Here is a 23065-nt window from a genome sequence, read left to right as displayed (position 1 = left end):
TGAATTACCCTCTACCCTGCCGATGTCCGTCCGTTACCCGCTTCTCAATCGTGAACTCGGCATCCTCGGTTTCAACGAGCGCGTGCTGGCCCAGGCTGCCGATCCGCATGTCCCGTTGCTCGAGCGCCTGCGTTTCATCTGCATCACCAGCAGCAATCTCGACGAATTCTTCGAAGTCCGGATGGCCGGCCTGCAGGAGCAGATTCGCGACAACCCCGGCGCGCTGACGCCCGACGGCATGTCGTTGCAGCACGCTTACGATCTCGTCGTCGAGCGCGCCCAGCGGCTCGTCCATCGACAGTACACGATGCTGCACGAAACCGTGCTGCCAGCGCTCGAACAGGAAGGCATCTACTTCCACGCGAGCGACACGTGGAACGACGAGCAGCTCGAATGGGCGCGGCGCTACTTCCTCGACGAACTGCTGCCCGTGCTGACGCCGATCGGCCTCGATCCGGCCCACCCATTCCCGCGCGTGCTGAACAAGAGCCTGAACTTCGTCGTCGAGCTCGAAGGCCGCGACGCGTTCGGCCGCCAGGCCGTGATGGGCATCGTCCAGGCGCCGCGCGCGCTGCCGCGCGTCGTGCGCATGCCGCATGCGCTGTCGGGTTTCGAGCACGGCTTCGTGCTGCTGAGCTCGTTCATGCAGCGCTTCGTCGGCGAACTCTTCCCGCAACTCGTCGTGAAGAGCTGCAATCAGTTCCGCATCACGCGCAACAGCGAGCTGTTCGTCGACGAAGACGAAATCACGAACCTGCGTGTCGCGTTGCAGGGCGAATTGCCCGCACGCCACCTCGGCAATGCGGTGCGCCTCGAAGTGTCGGCCGACACGCCGGCGCACATCGTGCGGCGCCTGCTCGACGAAAGCGAGCTCGGCGACAAGGACTGCTATCGCGTGGCGGGATCCGTGAATCTCGTGCGCCTGATGCAGATTCCCGACCTCGTCGATCGTCCCGACCTGAAGTTCACGCCGTTCACCGCGTCGACCCCCGCGGCAATCGCCAACGCGCCGACGATGTTCGACGCGATCGACGCCGGCGACATCCTGCTGCACCACCCGTACGAGAGCTTCCAGCCCGTGCTCGAACTGCTGCAGCAGGCCGCGAGAGACCCGAGCGTCGTCGCGATCAAGCAGACGATCTACCGCACCGGCACCGACTCGCCGCTGATGGACGCGCTGATGGAAGCCGCGCGCAACGGCAAGGAAGTGACCGTGGTCGTCGAGCTGCTCGCGCGCTTCGACGAGGAAACCAACATCAACTGGGCATCGCAGCTCGAAGCGGTCGGCGCGCACGTGGTGTACGGCGTGGTCGGTCACAAGTGCCACGCGAAGATGATGCTGATCGTGCGCCGCGTCGTCGAGGGCGGCAAGGCATCGCTGCGCCGCTACGTGCACCTCGGCACCGGCAACTACCATCCGCGCACCGCACGCCTGTACACCGACTTCGGGCTGATGACGGCCGACCAGAAGATCTGCGAGGACGTTCATCACGTATTCCAGCAACTGACCGGGATCGGCGGCGAACTGACGCTGCACGAACTGTGGCAGTCGCCGTTTACGCTGCATCCGCGCATCATCGATTCGATCCGCGCGGAGATCGACAATGCGCAGGCCGGCAAGCGCGCGCGGATCGTCGCGAAAATGAACGCGCTGCTGGAGCCGTCGGTGATCGCCGCGCTGTACGAAGCGTCGCAGGCCGGCGTCAAGGTCGACCTGATCGTGCGCGGCGTCTGCGCGCTGAAGCCCGGTGTGCCGGGGCTGTCGGAAAACATCACGGTGCGCTCGATCGTCGGCCGCTTCCTCGAGCACCACCGCATCTACTATTTCCACGCGGGCGGCGCCGAGGACGTCTATCTGTCGAGCGCCGACTGGATGGACCGCAACCTGTTCCGCCGCGTCGAAGTCGCGTTCCCGATCCGCGATCGCAGGCTCAAGCGTCGCGTGATCGCCGAAGGGCTATCGGTGTGCCTCGGCGACAACCAGTCGGCATGGCAGATGCACAGCGACGGTCACTATCGCCGCCGCCGCACCGGCAAGACGATCCGCAACGCGCAGCTCGGATTGCTCGCGAAGTTCTGTTCGTGAGCCGCCCGCGCGATGCGGGTCGCGCGTCGCGCCGGAATGAAAAAAGCAGCCGGCGGGCTGCTTTTTTCAATGCCGGGCCGCTACGCGATCATGCTTCGTAAGCGGCCGGCCGGATCGCGATGACGCGCGAGCCCGGGAACCGCGCGGTGAACGTACTGCCGCGCCCTTCCTCGCTCTGCACGTACAGATGCGCGTCGTGCCGCTGCAGCACGTGCTTGACGATCGCGAGCCCGAGGCCCGTGCCGCCCGTATCGCGCGAACGGCTGCGATCGACCCGGTAGAAGCGCTCGGTGAGCCGCGGCAGATCGGCGGCCGGAATCCCGAAGCCGCTGTCCGTGACGGAAAACACGCCCTGCGCGCCGTCGCGCCGCCACGACACGGCGATCTTGCCGCCGTCCGGCGTATAGCGGATCGCGTTCGTGACGAGATTCGCGAACGCGCTGAACAGCTCCGTCTGCGCACCGGTGACCCCGAGCGTCTCGTCGATCGAGAACGTGATGTCGTGATGCCCGTTCGACAGCGTCCGCGCGTCTTCCTTCAGATGGTCGAACACCGCCCGCATGTCGATCGCGCGATCGACCGGCGGCTTGCTCTCGCCTTCGAGCTTCGCGAGCACCAGCAAGTCGGTCACGATGTGCCGCATCCGCGACGCCTGCTGCTCCATCATGTCGAGATAGCGCGCGCGATCCTCCTCGTTCAGCGGCAGCTCGCGCATCGTCTCCAGAAAGCCCGACAGCACGGTAAGCGGCGTCTTCAGCTCGTGCGACACGTTCGCGACGAAGTCGCGCCGCATCGCGTCGGTGCGCTCGAGCTCGGTGATGTCCTGCGTGAGCAGCAGCTTGCGGTTCTCGCCGTACGGAAACACCTGCACGGCCAGCACGTTCTGCCGCGAGTCGCCCATGCCGCGCATCAGCAGCGTGTCCTCGTAGTGCTGCGCATTCAGGTAGCGGACGAAATCGGGATGACGCACGAGGTTCGTGATGTGCTGGCGCAGGTCGCGCTTCGCATCGAGGCCGAAATGGACTTCGGCGATCGCGTTGCACCACTCGATCTGGTCGTGGTCGTCAAGCATCGCGACGCCGTTCGGCGACGCCTGGATCGCCTGGATGAAGCGCGAGTGCTGCTGTTCGACCTGCCGAACCTGCGCATGCCATTGCTTCGCGAGCTTGTGCAGCCGGTAGTAGATCTCGCCCCAGATGCCCGGCGCGCTCGGCACTTCGCCGTAGACCGGCGCATCGAGCAGCCGCCACAGACGCTGCGTATGGAAGGTGCTGAAAAAGCCCTGCGCGACCAGCATCACGACCACGAACACGAGGCCCACGGTCGGGCCGGCGAACACGCCGACCAATACGCCGATCAGCACGAGCAGCACGAGCGACACCAGAAAGCGCGCCCAGATGATGTTCATGATTCAGCGTCCGAAAGAATGAACGGCATGCCGCGGCACACGGCACGCCCGAGTACGTTACGCGTGCTTGGCGAGGCGGTAGCCGCTGCCGCGCACGGTTTCGATCATCGCATCGCAGCCGGCCGGTTTCAAGGCCGCGCGCAATCGCTTGATGTGGACGTCGACGGTGCGCTCCTCGACGAACACGTGGTCGCCCCACACCTGATCGAGCAATTGCGTGCGGCTGTGCACGCGCTCCGGATGCGTCATGAAGAAATGCAGCAGGCGGAACTCGGTCGGGCCGAGATCGAGCTTGATCTCGCTGCCGTCCCCGTGCGCGGCGACGCGATGCGTGGCCGGATCGAGCCGCAGCCCGTTGATCGACACGACGTCCTCGGTCAGCTGCGGCGCGCGGCGGCGCAGCACGGCCTTGATGCGCGCCATCAGCTCCTTCGGCGAGAACGGCTTCGTCACGTAGTCGTCCGCGCCGATTTCGAGGCCGAGCACCTTGTCCTGCTCGTCGCCGCGGGCGGTGAGCATGATGATCGGGATGTGCTTGGTCCGTTCGTTGTTGCGCAGGTCGCGCGCGAACGCGATACCGGACTTGCCCGGCAGCATCCAGTCGAGCAGCACGAGATCGGGCAGCACGTCGCTGATCAGGTTCTGCGCCTGTTCGGCGTTGTACGCGCGGATCGGGCAGTGACCGGCGTGCTGGAGATTCACCGAGATCAGTTCGGAAATCGCGGGCTCATCTTCAACGACGAGAATGTTGCTGGGCATCGGCACCTCTGTTCTTCCTGTACGGAGTCGATTAACTGTTGGCTTCGCGATCGAGCGTGTCGCGCGGCTGGTGCCGCACGTCGGTGCCCTTCACGATGTAGATGATGAATTCGGCGATGTTCTTCGCGTGATCGCCGATCCGTTCGATCGCCTTCGCGATGAACAGGTATTCGAGGCCGACCGAGATCGTGCGCGGGTCTTCCTGCATGTACGACACGAGCTTGCGCACGAACGCACGGAATTCCTGGTCGATCTCCTTGTCGTCCTTGACGATCTGCGCGGCGGCCACCGTGTCGAGGCGCGCGAACGCGTCGAGCGCACGGCGCAGGATCGTCACGGCCATCTCGCCCGACACCTTGATCTCGGCGATGTTGACCGTGCGCGCGGCCGGCTCGTCGATCAGGCGGCGCACGCGTTTCGCGATCTTCTCCGCTTCGTCGCCGGCGCGCTCGAGGTTCGTAATCGTTTTCGAAATCGACATCAAAAGACGCAGGTCACGCGCGGCAGGCTGCCTCCGCGCGATGATGTTGCCGCATTCCTGGTCGATCTCCACTTCCATCGCGTTCAGCGTTTCCTCGGCCGCGATCACCTTCTCGGCCCGCTCGCGATCGAATTCGTTCAGCGCGTGCATCGCGCCGACGATCTGCGACTCCACGAGTCCGCCCATTTCCAGCACTTTCGACGACACGGCATTCAGGTCCGCGTCGAACTGGCTCGACAGATGTTTATCCGACATGACTGTTGTTCTCCGTCATCAGCCGAAACGGCCGGTGATGTAGTCTTCCGTTTCCTTGCGCACCGGCTTGATGAAGATCTTTTCGGTTTCGCCGAACTCGATCAGCTCGCCCAGGTACATGTAGGCCGTGTAATCCGAGCAGCGCGCGGCCTGCTGCATGTTGTGCGTGACGATCACGACCGTGTAGTCGCTCTTCAGCTCCGCGATCAGCTCCTCGATGCGGCCCGTCGAGATCGGGTCGAGCGCCGAGCAAGGCTCGTCGAGCAGCAGCACTTCCGGCCGGATCGCGATACCGCGCGCGATGCACAAGCGCTGCTGCTGGCCGCCCGACAGCCCGTAGCCGCTCTGGCCGAGCTTGTCCTTCACTTCGTTCCACAGCGCGGCCTTCGTGAGCGCCCACTCGACGCGGTCGTCCATTTCCGAACGCGTGAGCTTTTCGAACATCTTCACGCCGAACGCGATGTTGTCGTAGATCGACATCGGGAACGGCGTCGGCTTCTGGAACACCATGCCGATCCGCGCGCGCAGCAGCGAGATGTCGCGCTTCGTCGTCAGCAGGTTCTCGCCGTCCATCAGGATTTCGCCTTCGGCGCGCTGCTCCGGATAGAGCGCGAACATCTTGTTGAACGTGCGCAGGAGCGTCGACTTGCCGCAGCCCGACGGGCCGATGAACGCCGTCACCTTCCCTTCGGGAATGCGCAGGTTGATGTTCTTCAGCGCGTGGAACTTGCTGTAGAAGAAGTTGAGGTTGTTGACCTCGATCTTCGCGTTCAGCGGCGCGAGCGGACGGCCGTGCGCCGCGTCTTGCGTGCCGGCGGGCGCAGCAGTGCGCTCGACGGGATTCAGGTGGCTTTCTGCCATATTCATCGGATTGCTCCGCCGTTACTTTTTCGAGAAGATCGAGCGCGCCAGGACGTTCAGTCCGAGCACCCCGAGCGTAATCAGGAACACGCCCGCCCACGCGAGCGACTGCCACTCCGCGAACGGGCTCATCGCGAACTTGTAGATCGTGACGGGCAGGTTCGCCATCGGCTGGCTCATGTCCCACGAGAAGAACTGGTTCGACAGCGCGGTGAACAGCAGCGGCGCCGTTTCGCCGGCAATGCGCGCGACCGCGAGCAGCACGCCCGTCACGATCCCGCCGACCGACGCGCGCAGCGTGATCTTCAGCACCATCCGCCACTTCGGCGTGCCGAGCGCGACGGCCGCTTCGCGCAGCGCGTTCGGCACGAGCTTCAGCATGTTCTCGGTCGTGCGGATCACGATCGGAATCTGCAGCAGCGCGAGCGCGATCACGCCGGCCCAGCCCGAGAAGCGCCCCGACTTCGCGACGACGATCGCGTACACGAACAGGCCGATGACGATCGACGGCGCCGACAGCAGGATGTCGTTGATGAAGCGGATCGTGCTCGCCAGCAGGTTCTTCTGCCCGTATTCGGCGAGATAGACGCCCGCGAGGATGCCGATCGGCGTGCCGACCAGCGTGCCGAAGCCGCACAGCAGCAGGCTGCCGACGATCGCGTTCGCGAGACCGCCGCCTTCCGTGTTCGGCGCCGGCGTCGATTCGGTGAACAGTTGCAGCGACAGGCCGCCGACGCCGAGGTGCACCGTCGTGTAGAGAATCCACACGAGCCACAGCAGGCCGAATGCCATCGCGGCGAGCGATGCGGTGAGCGCGATCGCGTTGATGGCCTTGCGCTTGCGCTGCAGGCGGTTGCGCATCGCGTCGAGCACGGCGCCGTCCGGCCCCGGGAAATTCATGATGGGCTCGCTCATTTCTTGCCCTCTCCCTTCTCGAGACGAAGCAGCAGCAGTTTGGAGATGGACAGCACGATGAACGTGATCACGAACAGGATCAGCCCGAGTTCCATCAGCGCGGACGTATGCAGGCCCGGCTGCGCTTCCGCGAATTCGTTCGCGAGCGCCGACGTGATGCTGTTGCCCGGCGCGAACAGCGATACGCTGTCGAGCAGGTTCGTGTTGCCGATCACGAAGGTCACAGCCATCGTTTCGCCGAGCGCGCGGCCGAGGCCGAGCATCACGCCGCCGATCACGCCGGTCTTCGTATAGGGCAGCACGACCTTCCACATCACTTCCCAGGTCGTGCAGCCGATTCCGTATGCCGATTCCTTCAGCAGCACTGGCGTGACCTCGAACACGTCGCGCATCACCGACGCGATGTACGGGATGATCATGATCGCGAGAATCACGCCGGCCGCGAGGATGCCGATGCCGATCGGCGCGCCGGACGTCAGCGGGCCGAGCACCCACACGTCCTTGAGCAGGCGGCCGATCGGCTTCTGGAAGTATTCGGCGAAGATCGGCGCGAACACGAGCAGGCCCCACATGCCGTACACGATCGACGGAATCGCGGCGAGCAGCTCGATCGCGATGCCGAGCGGACGGCGCAGCCACACGGGCGCCAGCTCGGTGAGGAACAGCGCGATGCCGAAGCTGACGGGCACCGCGATGACGAGTGCGATCAGCGACGTCACGAGCGTGCCGTAGATCGGCACGAGTGCGCCGTAAACGTCCGAGTTGGGATCCCACTCGGATTGCCACAGGAAGCCGAGGCCGAACTTCTGGATGGTCGGCATCGACGCAATGATCAGGGAAACGATGATCCCGCCGAGCAGCAGCAGGGTCACGATCGCGGCGAGCCGCGCAAGGCCGCCGAACAGGACATCCCCGAGACGGCTCGGCGCGCGCTGCTGCGCGGTGTCGGGCGATCGTGAGGACGTGTATGAAATATCAGACATGGGTGCCTGCTTTGGATCGCCGGGCGCCGTGACGCCCGGCCTTACCGCACACACTGCCCGACCGGCGCGGCCGGGCAGCGAACCGCTGGATCGCTTACTCGGCGGCGACCGGCTTGCCCGAGGCGTCCGTCACCTTCGTCTTCCATTGCTTGCGGATTTCCGTCTCGACCGTCGCCGGCAGCGAGATGTAGTCGAGGCTGTCGGCAGCCTTCTCGCCGTTCTTGAACGCCCAGCTGAAGAACTTCAGCGTTTCCGCGCCCTGCTCCGGCTTGTCCTGCTTCGCGTGCAGCAGCACGAACGTCGCGCCGACGACCGGCCAGGCTTCCTTGCCCGGCTGGTTCGTCAGGATCTGGTAGAACGACTTCGACCAGTTCGCGCCTGCCGCCGCGGCCTTGAACGTTTCCGTCTTCGGCTCGACCACCGTGCCCGTCGAATTCTTCAGGGCCGTGTAGACCATGTTGTTCTTCTTCGCGTACGCCCATTCGACGTAGCCGATCGCGCCCGGCAGGCGCTGCACGAAGGCCGCGACGCCGTCGTTGCCCTTGCCGCCCGTGCCCGTCGGCCAGTTGACCGTCGTGCCTTCGCCGATCTTCGACTTCCACTCGTCGTTGACCTTCGACAGGTAGTTCGTCCAGATGAAGCTCGTGCCCGAACCGTCGGCGCGGCGGACCACGGCGATGTCCGTATCCGGCAGCTTGACCTTCGGGTTCAGCGCGGCGATCGCCGGGTCGTTCCACTTCTTGATCTTGCCGAGGTAGATGTCGCCGAGCACCGGGCCCGACAGCGTCAGTTCGCCGGCCTTCACGCCCGGCACGTTGACGACCGGCACCACGCCGCCGACCACCGTCGGGAACTGGAACAGGCCTTCCTTCGCGAGCTCTTCATCCTTCAGCGGAGCGTCCGAACCGGCAAAATCGACCGTCTTCGCGACGATCTGCTTCAGGCCGCCCGACGAACCGATGCCCTGGTAGTTGACCTTCGAACCGCCGGACTGCTGGTAGTCGGCAGCCCATTTCGTATAGATCGGCATCGCGAACGTGCTACCTGCGCCCGTGATGTCGGCAGCGTGGGCGGCGACGGCGAAAAGCGCGCCAGCCAGGCCGGCAATCGCGGTTTGCATCAATTTCATGAGACCTCCAGTGTGTGAGCGGATGACTACGGCACCGCGAAGGTTAGGGGCTGCTCATGACGGTAATGTGACAATCGATGAAACTGGCGTGACAGTAACATGACTGGTTGAAAGGGAGTATGGGGTGGCGCGCCGGCGGCGCAGCAGCGGTGATGGCGGCAAGAATTGCCTGCCTCGGAGGGCGGGACGGACGCTGTTTTCACCGGTGTGCGGGCGCGTCGTGGCGTGGCGTCAGCCGGACGGGAAGCCGGGCGCGGCGGCAGGCCGGCTTCCGGGGTCGGATGCGTGATTTGAGCGGAAGACTGCGCGGGCGGAAGGTCACCTCTATCAGTACGGCAAACCTTTGCGTCCGACAAAATCACGGCGCCCGAAGGCGCCGCACGCAAATTCGTCAGAGCCGGCGCGCGGGCGGTCGAACCGCCGCGCGCCGCTGACATGGATCAGGTCGTCGCCGCCCGCACCGCGTCGGCAATCGCCTCCGCATGGCGCGCCGCATCGGCCGCCTGCTGCGCTTCGACCATCACGCGCAGCACGGGCTCCGTGCCCGATGCGCGGATCAGCACGCGTCCGCTACCGGCAAGCGCGGCTTCGGCGGCATCGATCGCGGCGCGAATCGACGCGCTGCCCTTCCAGTCGGCGCCCGGCTTCATCCGCACGTTGATCAGCTTCTGCGGGAATAGCGTGACGCCGTCGAGCATCTGTGCGAGCGTGCGGCCGCTGCGCTTCAGCGCGGCCAGCACGAGCAGCGCCGACACGATGCCGTCGCCGGTCGAATGCCGGTCGAGCGACAGGATGTGGCCCGACCCTTCCGCGCCGAGCTGCCAGCCGTGCTCGCGCAACTGCTCGAGCACGTAGCGGTCGCCGACCGCCGCACGGACGAACTTCACGCCCTCGCGCTGCAGCGCGACTTCGACGGCGAGATTCGTCATCAGCGTGCCGACCGCGCCGTCGACCTTGCCGTCGGTCGCGATCCGATCCTTCACGAGCACGTAGAGCAGTTCGTCGCCGTTGTACAGCCGACCGGTCGCGTCGACCACTTGCAGGCGGTCGGCATCGCCGTCGAGCGCGATGCCGAGATCGGCGTGGTTCGCCCGCACCGCACGCACCAGCGCGTCCGGCGCGGTCGCGCCGACGCCGTCGTTGATGTTGAAGCCGTTCGGCGCCACGCCGATCGGAATGACGTCCGCGCCGAGTTCGTGGAACACGTGCGGCGCGATCTGGTACGCGGCGCCATGCGCGCAATCGATCACGAGCTTCAGCCCGCGCAGATCGAACGCGGCCGGGAACGTGCTCTTGCAGAATTCGATGTAGCGGCCGGCCGCGTCGTCGAGACGGCGCGCCTTGCCGAGACCGTCGGACGCCGCGCATTCGAGCGGCTTGTCGAGCCACGCTTCGATCGCGGCTTCAGTGTCGTCGGGCAGCTTGTTGCCGTCCGCCGAGAAAAACTTGATGCCGTTGTCGTGATACGGGTTGTGCGACGCGCTGATCACGACGCCGGCCGACAGACGCAGCGCGCGCGTCAGGTACGCGACGCCGGGCGTCGGCATCGGGCCGGCCAGCATCACGTCGACGCCGGCCGCCGAGAATCCGGCCTCGAGCGCGGCTTCGAGCATGTAGCCCGACACGCGCGTGTCCTTGCCGATCAGCACCGTCGGACGCGAGCCCGCCGCGACGTCGGCCAAGCCGGCCAGTACCTTGCCGGCCGCATAGCCGAGACGCAATACGAAATCCGGCGTGATGGGCGCTTCGCCCACCGTGCCGCGAATGCCGTCCGTGCCGAAATATCGACGTCCCATGGGGTCCTTCCTCCTTCGTTTTTCTGACTTGCTTATCGTTGCCGCGCGGCTACGCGCACGGCATTCCAGACTTTGAGCGCATCGACCGTCGCCGCGACGTCGTGCACGCGCACGATCGCGGCACCGCGCTCGACCGCGCACAACGCGGCCGCGACGCTCGCCGCGACGCGCTCCATCGGCGGCTTGCCGCCGATCACCGCACCGAGCATCGACTTGCGCGACATGCCCGCGAGAATCGGATAGGCGCGCCCGTCGGGGCGCGCGGGCGCCGTGTCCGGCAACGCGGCCAGCAGCGCATAGTTGTCGTCGACGACCGCCTTGCCGAACCCGAAGCCGGGATCGACGCAGATGCGCTCCGCCGCCACCCCCGCGTCGCGCAGCGCCTGGGCGCGCGCGGCGAGAAAATCGCGTACGTCGGTCACGACGTCGCCGTAGTCCGGTTCGCCGGCCTGCATCGTCTGCGGCTCGCCGAGCATGTGCATCGCGCACAGCCCGCTGTTGCCCTCGCGCACCGCGTCGATCGCGCCCGGCTGGCGGAACCCCCAGATGTCGTTGATCAGGTCCGCGCCGGCGGCCAGCGCCGCACGCATCACGGCCGGCTTGTAGGTATCGATCGACAGCGGCACGTTCAGCGGCCGCAGCGCCTCGACGAGCGGAATCACGCGCGCGAGTTCCTCGTCGAGCGGCACGGGTGGTGCGCCGGGGCGCGTCGATTCGCCGCCGATATCGAGCAGGTCCGCGCCTTCGGCAATCATCCGCTCGGCCTGGCGCAGCGCATCGTCGCGCGCGAGGAAGCGGCCGCCGTCGGAAAACGAATCGGGCGTGGCGTTGAGGATGCCCATCACGAGCGGGCGTTCGAACGTCAGTTCGAAGCGGCCGCACCGGAGCGGCGCGGGAATGAACGGGGACACTGGGGAATCGGACACGAGCAACGGACGTGGATGAATGCAAAACGGGCCGGTGTGAAGCCACACCAGCCCGTATACGGCGCTAAAGCGGAGATTATGCCGCCGGCGACGCCGGCGCCGGCGCGGTGCCCGGCTTGACCTCGGCGGCGGCGCTGCCGCCGCCCGACGAATCGCCGCCGACAGCCGGCGAGCTCTTCGGCGAGCGCGGCGGACGACCTTCCATGATGTCGTTGATCTGATCGGCGTCGATCGTCTCCCACTCCATCAGTGCGGCCGTCATCGCTTCGACCTTGTCGCGGTTCTCTTCGAGCAGGCGGCGCGCGAGGTTGTACTGTTCGTCGAGCACGCGGCGGATTTCGGAATCGACCTTCTGCTGCGTCGCTTCCGAGATCGTGCGCGTGAAGCCGCGGCCGAACGGCGACGCATCGTTCTCGTCGTCGACGTAGACCATCGGCCCGAGCGCGTCGGTCATGCCGAATCGGGCGACCATCGCGCGCGCCGTCTGCGTGGCCTTGTTGAAGTCGTCCGATGCGCCGGTGCTGACGAGGTTCATGAACAGCTCTTCGGCCACCCGGCCACCGAACAGGATCGCGAGGCGGTCGAGCAGGTAATCCTTCGAATACGTCTCGTTGTCATGCTCCGGCAACTGCCACGTGACGCCCAGCGCGCGACCGCGCGGGATGATCGTGACCTTGTGCACCGGGTCGGCCTTCGGCAGCAGCTTCGCGATCACCGCGTGGCCCGACTCGTGATACGCGGTGGCGCGCTTCGCTTCCTCGCGGATCACGGCCGACTTGCGCTCCGGACCCATGAAGATCTTGTCCTTCGCGTCCTCGAAATCCTGCATCTCGACGATGCGCTTGCCGCGACGGGCGGCGAACAGCGCAGCCTCGTTCACGAGGTTTGCGAGATCGGCGCCCGAGAAGCCCGGCGTGCCGCGCGCGATGACCGCCGCGTCGACGTCGTTCGCGATCGGCACCTTGCGCAGGTGCACGCGCATGATCTGCTCGCGGCCGCGGATGTCGGGCAGCCCGACATAGACTTGGCGGTCGAAACGGCCCGGACGCAGCAGCGCCTTGTCGAGCACGTCGGAACGGTTGGTGGCGGCGATCACGATCACGCCCGAGTTTGCCTCGAAGCCGTCCATCTCGACGAGCATCTGGTTCAGCGTCTGTTCGCGCTCGTCGTTGCCGCCGCCCATGCCGGCGCCGCGATGACGGCCGACCGCGTCGATTTCGTCGATGAACACGATGCACGGCGCATGCTTCTTCGCCTGCTCGAACATGTCGCGCACACGAGCCGCGCCGACACCGACGAACATTTCGACGAAGTCCGAACCCGAGATGCTGAAGAACGGCACCTTCGCTTCACCCGCGATCGCGCGGGCAAGCAGCGTCTTGCCGGTACCCGGCGGGCCGACCAGCAGCACGCCGCGCGGAATGCGGCCGCCCAGTTTCTGGAATTTCTGCGGATCGCGCAGGAAGTCGACGAGCTCGGACACTTCTTCCTTCGCTTCGTCGCAGCCCGCGACGTCGGAGAAGTTCACCGCGTTGTTGTTCTCGTCGATCAGCCGCGCACGCGATTTCCCGAACGAGAACGCGCCGCCTTTGCCGCCTCCCTGCATCTGCCTCATCATGTAGAACCAGAACACGATGATCAGGATCGTCGGCCCGAGGTAGTACAGCGCGGACATCAGCGCGTTCGGCTCGTCGTCGGCCTTGCCGCTGACCTGCACGCCGTACTTCATCAGATCGCCGACCATCCAGATGTCGCCGGGCGACACGATCTGGTATTTCTGGCCATCAGCCGGAGTGACGGTGAGGTTGCGCCCCTGAACGATGACGTTCTTGACCTTGCCGTTCTTGGCGTCGTCCATGAACTGCGAATAGGACACGCCTTCCTGGACGCGGGGCTTGTCGAACTGCTTGAACACCGTAAACAGCACCAGTGCGATCACCAGCCACACCGCTGCCTTCGAAAACATATTGTTGTTCAAAGCACCACTCCTTCACTCGTAGACGAGCGCCTACATTTTCCTTGCGGCGCCCCTCGGTCATTCTAATCCAGTCCGACCACCCCTGCCATAAGCATTGACAACCGCCGCGATAGCGCTTCGCTTGTCCGGCAAGGGCCGGAGCCCGTTTGCGGCAGCGCCTGCGCGTCAGCGCGGATGCTTCAGCTGCCGACCCAAAATGAACGTTTCGGACGATTTGTCGCGAGATGCCTTGGGCTTGCGCGGCGCGACAACCTTAAACTGCTGTTTGAACTTCTCGACGATCTGGCTGTAGCCGCTGCCGTGAAAACACTTCACGAGCAGTGCACCGTCCGGCTTCAGATGGTTCTGCGCGAATTCGAGCGCCAGATCGCAGAGATGCTCGATACGCGCCGCGTCCGCCGACGCCACGCCTGAGAGGTTGGGGGCCATGTCGGAAATAACAAGGTCCACCGCACGGCCTTCGAGTACCTCCTCGAGCCGGTGGAGGACGTCGTCCTCGCGGAAGTCGCCCTGCAGGAAGTGGACGTCTGCGATCGGCTCCATCGGCAGGATGTCGAGCGCAACGATCGTGCCGTCGATGCCGCCCTCGCGCTCCGCGTCGCGCTTCTTGCCCTGCGCGAGCTTGTTGCGGGCATACTGGCTCCAGCTGCCCGGCGTGGCGCCGAGGTCGACGATCACCTGGCCCGGACGGATCAGCTTGTCCTGTTCGTCGATTTCCTTCAGCTTGTACGCGGCGCGCGCGCGATAGCCCTCCCGCTGCGCCATTTTGACGTACGGGTCGTTGATGTGGTCGTGCAGCCAGTGCTGGTTGAAGCGGTTTTTTGCCATTCGAGAGAGAGATTGCTGCCCATTGCTTCGTGAAGCCGCGCTTTTAGCGGATAATACGCGTCTTCTTCGCGCGGCTGCGGCCCCTTTTCAGGCCCAAGCCGCGATTTTACGTGGTTTCGGCGCACGGCTGACGCGGTATCGCCCCGCGATCGCTTTTCAGTCAGCGCGCCCTTATTTAGATTTGGACATTTCCATGCCCGCCCTTTCGCTTTCTCCCGCCGAGCGCTCCGCGCTGCGCTCCCAGGCCCATGCGCTCAAGCCCGTCGTGCTGATCGGCGCCGAAGGGCTGACCGACGCCGTGCTGAAGGAAATCAAGGTGCACCTCGACGCGCACCAGTTGATCAAGATCCGCGTGTTCGGCGACGAGCGCGACGAACGCATCGCAATCTACGACGAGATCTGCGACCGTCTGAACGCGGCCCCGATTCAGCATATCGGCAAGCTGCTGGTGATCTGGAGGCCGGAAGCCGCGCCGGCCCCGGCCCGCGGCCGCCGTGCCGGCGCGCTGCCGAGCGCGGCGGAAGCCGCCGACGACAGGAAAGGCCGCGCGCCGCGCACCGTCAAGGTCGTCAAGGTGTCGCCGAACGCGAGCCCCGTGCGCCGCCCGCGGCCGGTGAAGGTCACGGTGCGCGGCAACGAGCGCGTGACGGCGGGCGGCACGGTGAAGCGCGCGAAAAAGCGCCAGGCCAGCACCAAGCGGCCGTTCCAGGACAAGTAAACCGCTTGCGCGGCACGGACGCCCGTGCCGCCCTGCCCCGTCGTTGCGCAACGCGCAACGACGAGCGCTCAGGCGTCGCGCGCCGGCAGGCGCCAGACCAGCATCAGCCCCAGCACGCTCTCGACGAGATAGAACACGCTCGAGACGCCGTGCAGCATCCCGAAGCGGCTCGCATACGGCGAATTCGCGATATCGGTGCCCGCGTCCATCGCGGCCACCCGCAGCGCGTTCATGAACGGCTGCAGCGCAAAATACCCGACGAGCACGCACACGACCATCGCGGCGACGATCCAGCGCACGCGGCGATACTCGTTGCTGCCGCGCCGCACCTGCTGGTTCGACAACGCGAGCAGCAGCACGCCGCACACGACGCCGACGATCGCCTCGATGCGGAACAGCTGGGCGGCGACCGAACCGGCCGTCATCCGCTCCAGCGTCTTGAACAGGACGGGCGCGACCGCATACCCGATCGTCAGCAGGCTGCCGACCCATACGGCCGACAGCAGACGGAACACGCGATGCGGCATCACGTCGCCCCGCTTCAGATGTAGCTGACCGAGATGATTTCGTACTCGCGCACGCCGCTTGGCGCCTGCACGGCCGCGACGTCGCCTTCGGACTTGCCGATCAGCGCGCGCGCGATCGGCGAGCTGACCGAGATCAGGCCGTGATCGATATCGGCTTCGTCGTCGCCAACGATCTGGTACTTGACCGTGTCGCCCGACTCGAGATCCTCGAGTTCGACCGTCGCGGCGAACACCACGCGGCCATCGGCGTCGAGCACCGTCGGATCGATGATTTGCGCGGCGGACAGCTTGGATTCGAGTTCCGCGATGCGGCCCTCGATAAAGCCCTGCTTTTCCTTCGCTGCGTCGTATTCGGCGTTTTCGGACAGATCGCCCTGTGCGCGGGCCTCCGCGATCGCGTTGATCACGGCCGGCCGCTCGATGGACTTGAGGCGCTGCAATTCATCGCGCAGTTGCTCCGCGCCACGCTTTGTCAACGGAATGGTGCTCATAAACGGCTCAATCGCTAAAAACGGCTATAAAAAAAATCACCGCGATTAAGCGCGCTTCCGATGCACTGGAAACACCGCCTAATCGCGGCACGTGTTGCTTCGACAGGTAACTGAACGCTTAGTTTAGGCGAGCGTGAAGACCTTGTAAATCATAGACTTCCAGATCCTTCAGGTAGCGCAAGCCCTCGACGGCCGCGCGCGCGCCCGACATCGTCGTGTAGTACGTGACCTTGTGCGCCTGCGCGCTCATGCGGATCGAACGCGAATCGGCGATCGCCTGGCGCGTCTCGTCGACCGTCGTGAACACGAGCGCGATCTCGCCGTTCTTGATCATGTCGACGATGTGCGGACGGCCGTCCTTCACCTTGTTCACGACCTTCACCGGCACGCCGGCCGCTTCGATCGCGGCAGCCGTGCCCTTGGTCGCGACGATCGGGTAGCCGAGGTCGTGCAGCATGCGCGCGACTTCGACGGCCTTCGGTTTATCCGCGTCCATCACGGTCAGCAGCACCGTGCCCGACTCCGGCAGGCGCGAACCGGCCGCGAGCTGCGACTTGAACAGCGCTTCGCCGAACGTGCGGCCGACGCCCATCACTTCGCCGGTCGAACGCATCTCAGGCCCGAGGACCGGGTCGACGGTCGGGAACTTCACGAACGGGAACACCGCTTCCTTCACGCTGAAGTACGGCGGCTCGACTTCCTTCGTCACGCCCTGCTGCGCGAGCTTCTGGCCGACCATCGCGCGCGCCGCGATCTTCGCGAGCGGCAGGCTGGTCGCCTTCGACACGTACGGCACCGTGCGCGACGCGCGCGGGTTCACTTCGAGCACGTAGATGATGTCCTGCTTCGAGCCGTCCGCCTGCGGCACCTGCTGGATCGCGAACTGCACGTTCATCAGGCCGACCACGTTCAGCGCCTTCGCCATCGCGCCCGTCTGCCGCTTCAGCTCGGCCACGGTTTCCTTCGACAGCGAGTACGGCGGCAGCGAGCATGCCGAGTCGCCCGAGTGGACGCCCGCCTGCTCGATGTGCTCCATCACGCCGCCGATGAACACGGCTTCGCCGTCGCAGATGCAGTCGACGTCGCATTCGATCGCGTCGTTCAGGAAGCGGTCGAGCAGCACCGGCGAATCGTTCGACACCTTCACGGCCTCGCGCATGTAGCGCTCGAGGTCGCGCGGCTCGTGGACGATTTCCATCGCGCGGCCGCCGAGCACGTACGACGGACGCACGACCAGCGGATAGCCGATTTCGTCGGCCAGCGCGAGCGCTTCGTCCTCGGCGCGCGCGGTGCGGTTCGGCGGCTGGCGCAGGCCGAGGTCCTGCAGCAGCTTCTGGAAGCGTTCGCGGTCTTCGGCCGCGTCGATCATGTCCGGCGACGTGCCGACGATCGGCACGCCGTGCGCCTCGAGGTCGAGCGCGAGCTTCAGCGGCGTCTGGCCGCCGTACTGGACGATCACGCCGACCGGCTTTTCCTTGTCGACGATCTCGAGCACGTCCTCGAGCGTCAGCGGCTCGAAGTACAGGCGGTCGGACGTGTCGTAGTCGGTCGACACCGTTTCCGGGTTGCAGTTGACCATGATCGTTTCATAGCCGTCCTCGCGCATCGCGAGCGCCGCGTGCACGCAGCAGTAGTCGAACTCGATGCCCTGGCCGATCCGGTTCGGGCCGCCGCCCAGCACCATGATCTTCTTGTTGGCGGTCGGCTGCGCCTCGCACTCTTCCTCGTAGGTCGAGTACATGTAGGCCGTTTTCGTCGCGAACTCGGCCGCGCACGTGTCGACGCGCTTGTAGACCGGGCGCACGTTCAGCTCGACGCGGCGGCGGCGGACGTCTTCCGGCGTCGCGCCGAGCAGCTTCGCGAGGCGGCGGTCGGAGAAGCCGCTCTGCTTCAGGTAGCGCAGCTCGTCGAACGTCAGCGACGCGAGCGTGCGGCCCACGAGCGCCTTTTCCTTTAGGATGATCTGCTCGATCTGCTCGAGGAACCACGGGTCGATCGCGGTTTCCGCGAAGATCTCCTCGGCCGTCATGCCGATGCGGAACGCATCGCCGACGTACCAGATGCGGTCCGGGCCCGGCTCGTGGATCTCGATCGCGATCTCGTCGCGGTTGGTCGACTTCTCGTCGAGCCCGTCGACGCCGACCTCGAGGCCGCGCAGCGCCTTCTGGAACGATTCCTGGAACGTGCGGCCGATCGCCATCACTTCGCCGACCGACTTCATCTGCGTGGTCAGGCGCGAATCGGCTTCGCGGAACTTCTCGAACGCGAAACGCGGGATCTTCGTGACGACGTAGTCGATCGTCGGCTCGAACGACGCCGGCGTCTGGCCGCCGGTGATTTCGTTCTTCAGCTCGTCGAGCGTGTAGCCGACCGCCAGCTTCGCGGCGACCTTCGCGATCGGGAAGCCGGTGGCCTTCGACGCGAGCGCCGACGAACGCGACACGCGCGGGTTCATTTCGATGACGACCATGCGGCCGTCCTTCGGGTTGATCGAGAACTGCACGTTCGAGCCGCCCGTGTCGACGCCGATCTCGCGCAGCACCGCGAGCGATGCGTTACGCAGGATCTGGTATTCCTTGTCGGTGAGCGTCTGCGCGGGAGCCACCGTGATCGAGTCGCCGGTGTGCACGCCCATCGGGTCGAGGTTCTCGATCGAGCAGACGATGATGCAGTTGTCGGCGCGGTCGCGCACGACTTCCATCTCGTATTCCTTCCAGCCGAGCAGCGATTCTTCGATCAGCAGCTCGCGCGTGGGCGACAGGTCGAGACCGCGCTTGCAGATCTCCTCGAACTCTTCGCGGTTGTATGCGATGCCGCCGCCCGAGCCGCCGAGCGTGAACGACGGGCGGATCACGACCGGGTAGCCGCTGCCGCCCGTCTCCGCCATGATCTGCGCGTGCACCTGGATCGCTTCTTCCATCGAATGCGCGATGCCCGACTTCGCGGAGCCGAGACCGATCTTGGTCATCGCCTCCTTGAACTTCTGGCGGTCCTCCGCCTTGTCGATCGCTTCCGGCGACGCGCCGATCAGCTCGACGCCGAACTTCTCGAGCACGCCGTGGTGGTGCAGGTCGAGCGCGCAGTTCAGCGCGGTCTGGCCGCCCATCGTCGGCAGGATCGCGTCCGGGCGCTCCTTCTCGATGATGCGCGCGACGACTTCCCACGTGATCGGCTCGATGTAGGTCACGTCGGCCGTGTTCGGGTCGGTCATGATCGTCGCCGGGTTGCTGTTGACGAGAACGACCTTGTAGCCCTCCTCACGCAACGCCTTGCAAGCCTGCGCGCCCGAATAGTCGAACTCGCACGCCTGGCCGATGATGATCGGGCCGGCGCCGATGATGAGGATGCTCTTGATGTCTGTGCGTTTTGGCATGGCTTGTGAATTCAATAAGTAATCGTTGTCGTGGGTCGGCCGGCGGCGCTCAGCTCATGGTCGCGAGCGCCAGCTTCACCGAGAAACCGATGAACAGGCCGCCCACGCTGCTCGCCGCGCCTGCCGCGAGCTTGCGGCGGCGGCGGAAATGCTCGGCGAGCCGCGCGCCCGCGAAGATCAGCGTGCTCAGGTACAGGAAGCTCGCGCATTGCGCGATCGCCCCGAGCACGACGAACGACAGCGCGGGATGCGGGAATGCCGGGTCGACGAACTGGATGAAGAACGAGATGAAGAACAGGATCGCCTTCGGATTCAGCAGGCTCACGATCAGCGCTTTCCGGAACGGTTTGTCGAAAGACCGCTCGCCGTCGACAGCCTGCCGGGCCTCGACCGGCGCATCGCCGCGCGCGCGCAGCTTGCTCCACGCGCTGCGCAGCATCCCGGCGCCGATGTACAGCAGGTACGCGGCGCCGCCGTACTTGACGACGGAGAACAGCAGCGGGTTCGCCTTCAGCAGCGACGCGACGCCCGCGGCGGACAGCACCATCAGCACGGTATCGCCGACGAACACGCCGCAGGCCGCGCGATAGCCGGCCTTCACGCCGCGCTGCGCGGCGAGCGACAGCACGTACATCGAGTTCGGCCCCGGCAGCAGGATGATGAAGATCACGCCGAACACGTAGGTCCAGATATCCGTGATGCCGAGTGCGTGGCCGAACATGATGCGAATCTCCCGTCCTTCGGTTGCGTCGATGACGTTAAGCGGTGCGCTGCTTCGCCGCGTCCATCAGCGCGGTGAAACGGTCGAACAGGTAGCCGATGTCGTGCGGGCCGGGCGACGCTTCCGGGTGACCCTGGAAGCAGAATGCCGGCTTGTCGGTCAGCTCGAAGCCCTGCAGCGTGCCGTCGAACAGCGACACGTGCGTCACGCGCGCGTTGGCCGGCAGCGAATCGGCGTCGACCGCGAAACCGTGGTTCTGCGACGTGATCACGACGCGGCCGTCGCCGAGATCCTTCACCGGATGGTTCGCGCCGTGGTGGCCCGTCTTCATCTTCAGCGTCTTCGCGCCGACCGCGAGGCCCATGATCTGGTGGCCGAGGCAGATGCCGAAGGTCGGCACGCCGCGCTCGATGAAGGCCTTCGTGGCCGCGATCGCGTAATCGCACGGCTCCGGATCGCCGGGGCCGTTCGACAGGAAGATGCCGTCCGGATTGAGCGCGAGCGCATCTTCCGCACTGGCCTGGGCCGGCAGCACCGTCACGTGGCAGCCGCGCTCGGCGAGCATGCGCAGGATGTTGTACTTGACGCCGAAGTCGTACGCGACGACGCGGTACTTCGGCGCTTCCTGCATGCCGTAGCCGCCTTCGAGGCGCCATTCCGTCTGCTTCCACTCGAACGGCTTGGTGGTTGACACGACCTTCGCGAGATCCATGCCGGCGAGGCCCGGGAACGAGCGCGCCAGCTCGATCGCCTTCGCTTCGTCGTCGGAACCCGTCAGGATGCAGCCGTTCTGCGCGCCCTTGTCGCGCAGGATGCGGGTCAGCTTGCGGGTGTCGATGCCGGCGATCGCGACGACGCCTTCGTCGCGCAGGTAGTCGCCGAGCGTGCGGTCCATGCGGAAGTTCGATGCGAGCGTCGGCAGATCGCGGATGATCAGGCCGGCGGCATGGACTTTCGTGGCTTCGACGTCTTCGGCGTTGACGCCGACGTTGCCGATATGCGGATAGGTGAGCGTGACGATCTGGCGCGAGTAGCTCGGATCAGTCAGGATTTCCTGATAGCCGGTGATCGCGGTATTGAACACGACTTCGCCGATCGTATGGCCTTCGGCCCCGATCGAATAACCACGAAAGACCGTGCCGTCGGCGAGTGCAAGCAAGGCGGGAGAAAAAGACGGCAACACGGGAGGCTCCTTGGGGAACACCCTGCTGCCGACCTGTTTACCCTGCCGCGCGAGCGCCGCGCTGCGTGGGCGCGCGCGGTCGCTTGCTGGACGCGGCCTGCGTTGTCGAGACGCGAACCCGGCGCGTGGCGCACGAGGCTTCGCGGCATCGCCCGGCTGGCGGCGTGCGGCGGATGAACGGGATGAATGAGGTAGGCGCTAGGGTGCGAGGTTGATCAGCACAAACTTTCAAATTATAGCCTGAAAATGGGCCTATCTTCAATTGATATGGCCGTCCGATCATGGCCGCGCCGCGCTCGGCGGCGCGGCGCGGCGTGCTGCGGTCCCGTTTCCGCGGCCGCCCCACCCGTGAGCGTACCGCCGGATCAGTGCGCTTGGCCAGCGCCGCGCGCGGGCCACACGTACCAGACCGCGCTCGCGAGCTGCAGCGCGAGCAGCACGCCCCACGCGGTGAAGTGCGCGGCGGCCGGATAACGGCCGTCGACGGCCGGCCAGTGCGACAGCACGGCGCCGACGCCGATCTGGAACGCAAAGATCAGCAGGAAGATCACCAGCGTGAGCGTCGTGTTCGCGCGGCCGATCAGGTGAGCGGGAAAGTGGCCGGCCATCACCGCGTAGGTCAGGATGCCCACGCCGCCGAACATCCCGTAGGCGGCCCACAGCACGGCCGGCGGCAACGGCACGCGCGCGACGATCGCGAGCTGCGTCGCGACGAACAGCGCCATGCCGATGCCGCAGGTGGCGTAGACCGACACGCCGCGCCGCTCGAGCACGCGCGCCGCCGCACCGAAGCCGACGCAGCCGGCCATCATCGCGAAGCCGAGCACCGACACGAGACGCGCGGCATGCGGCGCGTCGAATCCGCCGACATCGCGCAGATACGGCCCGACCCACAGCGACTGCATCGCGTAGAACACGCCCTGCGTGACGACGGAGAACGACGCAATCTTCCAGAACGCGCGGCTGCCCAGGATATGCCACGTGCCCTTGAACTGGCCGACGAGCCCGCCCTGGTGGCGCGCCTGCTGCGCGTCGGGCGCGCCGATGCCGATCGACGCCGCGACGGCCACCGTCAGCACCGCGAGGCCGAAACAGATCGCACGCCAGCTCGCCCAGCCGAGCAGCCAGGTCAGCGGCGAGCCGACCATCACGCCGCCGAGGCCGCCCACGGCCATCACGAGGCCGTTGACGAGCGGCAGCCGGCCGACCGGGAAATGCTGCGCGAGCGCCTTGAACGCCGCGCCGAGACACACCGATACGCCGACGCCGATCAGCAGGCGGCCGACCATCATCGCGCCGATGCCGTGCGCCGTGCCGAACACGGCCGCGCCGGCCGCCGCGAACAGCAGCATGCCGGCCGTGACGCGACGCGGGCCGTAGTGGTCGAGCATCACGCCGGCCGGGATCTGCGCGCCCGCGAAGCCGAGGAAATAGAGACTGGTGAGCAGGCCGAGATCGGCGGCCGACAGGCCGAGCTCGTGCGTGACGAACGGCGCGAAGCCCAGATTGACGCCGCGAAACACATACGACACGAAATACCCGACCGAAAACAGCGCGAGCACCCTCACCTGCACCGACGACATTGCTTCCCCTTGTCATATGAAGACGCGCGACGCAGCGCCGCCGCGCCGCCGCGCCGCGCACAAA

The 23065-nt window shown here is 66.0% G+C and carries 19 protein-coding genes; 2 read left to right on the top strand and 17 right to left on the bottom strand.

What is annotated here, in order from left to right; genetic code table 11:
* Nucleotides 1-22: 22 nt before the first annotated feature.
* Nucleotides 23-2086 (top strand): polyphosphate kinase 1, encoded by a 2064-nt coding sequence (ppk1, locus tag WS64_RS04705; protein ID WP_059573862.1) that lies wholly within the window; start codon nt 23-25, stop codon nt 2084-2086.
* Between the two features lie 88 nt (nt 2087-2174).
* On the opposite strand, the gene phoR is transcribed toward ppk1, so the two are convergent.
* The 11 genes from phoR to WS64_RS04650 all read right to left on the bottom strand — a co-directional run bounded on the left by phoR (nt 2175) and on the right by WS64_RS04650 (nt 14405).
* Nucleotides 2175-3494 (bottom strand): phosphate regulon sensor histidine kinase PhoR, encoded by a 1320-nt coding sequence (gene phoR / locus WS64_RS04700; protein ID WP_060965839.1) that lies wholly within the window; start codon nt 3492-3494, stop codon nt 2175-2177.
* Between the two features lie 57 nt (nt 3495-3551).
* Nucleotides 3552-4253, bottom strand: coding sequence for a phosphate regulon transcriptional regulator PhoB (phoB, locus tag WS64_RS04695; RefSeq protein ID WP_006750313.1), 702 nt, complete (start codon nt 4251-4253; stop codon nt 3552-3554).
* Between the two features lie 31 nt (nt 4254-4284).
* Nucleotides 4285-4989, bottom strand: coding sequence for a phosphate signaling complex protein PhoU (gene phoU / locus WS64_RS04690; protein ID WP_059573864.1), 705 nt, complete (start codon nt 4987-4989; stop codon nt 4285-4287).
* 18 nt (nt 4990-5007) lie between these two features.
* On the bottom strand, nt 5008-5856 hold the full coding sequence (pstB, locus tag WS64_RS04685) for a phosphate ABC transporter ATP-binding protein PstB (protein ID WP_059644235.1): 849 nt from the start codon (nt 5854-5856) through the stop codon (nt 5008-5010).
* Nucleotides 5857-5871: 15 nt separating this feature from the next.
* A complete protein-coding gene (pstA, locus tag WS64_RS04680; RefSeq protein WP_059644232.1) occupies nt 5872-6765 on the bottom strand; it encodes a phosphate ABC transporter permease PstA in 894 nt (297 codons plus the stop codon).
* Nucleotides 6762-7748 (bottom strand): phosphate ABC transporter permease PstC, encoded by a 987-nt coding sequence (gene pstC / locus WS64_RS04675; protein ID WP_060965838.1) that lies wholly within the window; start codon nt 7746-7748, stop codon nt 6762-6764. The genes pstA and pstC overlap by 4 nt, the downstream gene beginning before the upstream one ends.
* A 94-nt stretch (nt 7749-7842) precedes the next feature.
* Nucleotides 7843-8877 (bottom strand): phosphate ABC transporter substrate-binding protein PstS, encoded by a 1035-nt coding sequence (gene pstS / locus WS64_RS04670; protein ID WP_059644229.1) that lies wholly within the window; start codon nt 8875-8877, stop codon nt 7843-7845.
* Nucleotides 8878-9317: 440 nt separating this feature from the next.
* On the bottom strand, nt 9318-10673 hold the full coding sequence (gene glmM / locus WS64_RS04665; protein ID WP_060965837.1) for a phosphoglucosamine mutase: 1356 nt from the start codon (nt 10671-10673) through the stop codon (nt 9318-9320).
* 32 nt (nt 10674-10705) lie between these two features.
* Nucleotides 10706-11647: a dihydropteroate synthase gene (gene folP / locus WS64_RS04660; RefSeq protein WP_060965836.1), complete on the bottom strand. Its 942-nt coding sequence runs from the start codon at nt 11645-11647 to the stop codon at nt 10706-10708.
* A 28-nt stretch (nt 11648-11675) separates the two neighbouring features.
* Complete coding sequence (gene ftsH / locus WS64_RS04655; protein ID WP_059573871.1) at nt 11676-13577, bottom strand: ATP-dependent zinc metalloprotease FtsH; 1902 nt, start codon at nt 13575-13577, stop codon at nt 11676-11678.
* A 165-nt stretch (nt 13578-13742) separates the two neighbouring features.
* Nucleotides 13743-14405, bottom strand: coding sequence for an RlmE family RNA methyltransferase (locus WS64_RS04650; RefSeq protein WP_059573872.1), 663 nt, complete (start codon nt 14403-14405; stop codon nt 13743-13745).
* A gap of 193 nt (nt 14406-14598) precedes the next feature.
* Between WS64_RS04650 and WS64_RS04645 the strand changes: the two genes are divergently transcribed.
* Nucleotides 14599-15123 carry a YhbY family RNA-binding protein gene (locus tag WS64_RS04645; RefSeq protein WP_060965835.1) on the top strand — a complete coding sequence of 175 codons (525 nt, stop codon included), beginning with the start codon at nt 14599-14601 and terminating at the stop codon, nt 15121-15123.
* Between the two features lie 68 nt (nt 15124-15191).
* Here WS64_RS04645 and WS64_RS04640 read toward each other — a convergent pair whose 3' ends face one another.
* From WS64_RS04640 to WS64_RS04615, 6 genes are all read right to left on the bottom strand, one after another.
* Nucleotides 15192-15650 (bottom strand): DUF4149 domain-containing protein, encoded by a 459-nt coding sequence (locus tag WS64_RS04640; RefSeq protein WP_059644220.1) that lies wholly within the window; start codon nt 15648-15650, stop codon nt 15192-15194.
* Between the two features lie 14 nt (nt 15651-15664).
* Nucleotides 15665-16141 carry a transcription elongation factor GreA gene (greA, locus tag WS64_RS04635; RefSeq protein WP_060965834.1) on the bottom strand — a complete coding sequence of 159 codons (477 nt, stop codon included), beginning with the start codon at nt 16139-16141 and terminating at the stop codon, nt 15665-15667.
* Nucleotides 16142-16259: 118 nt separating this feature from the next.
* Nucleotides 16260-19514 (bottom strand): carbamoyl-phosphate synthase large subunit, encoded by a 3255-nt coding sequence (carB, locus tag WS64_RS04630; protein ID WP_060965833.1) that lies wholly within the window; start codon nt 19512-19514, stop codon nt 16260-16262.
* A 49-nt stretch (nt 19515-19563) separates the two neighbouring features.
* On the bottom strand, nt 19564-20235 hold the full coding sequence (leuE, locus tag WS64_RS04625) for a leucine efflux protein LeuE (RefSeq protein WP_059573875.1): 672 nt from the start codon (nt 20233-20235) through the stop codon (nt 19564-19566).
* Between the two features lie 37 nt (nt 20236-20272).
* Nucleotides 20273-21418 (bottom strand): glutamine-hydrolyzing carbamoyl-phosphate synthase small subunit, encoded by a 1146-nt coding sequence (carA, locus tag WS64_RS04620; protein WP_059573876.1) that lies wholly within the window; start codon nt 21416-21418, stop codon nt 20273-20275.
* 365 nt (nt 21419-21783) lie between these two features.
* Complete coding sequence (locus WS64_RS04615) at nt 21784-23001, bottom strand: MFS transporter (protein WP_059573877.1); 1218 nt, start codon at nt 22999-23001, stop codon at nt 21784-21786.
* Between the last annotated feature and the right edge of the window lie 64 nt (nt 23002-23065).

It is taken from the genome of Burkholderia anthina (assembly GCF_001547525.1).
Taxonomy (GTDB): domain Bacteria; phylum Pseudomonadota; class Gammaproteobacteria; order Burkholderiales; family Burkholderiaceae; genus Burkholderia; species Burkholderia semiarida.
The sequence above is the reverse complement of the archived record's forward strand: the minus strand, read 5'-3'. Positions and strand labels throughout refer to the sequence as shown.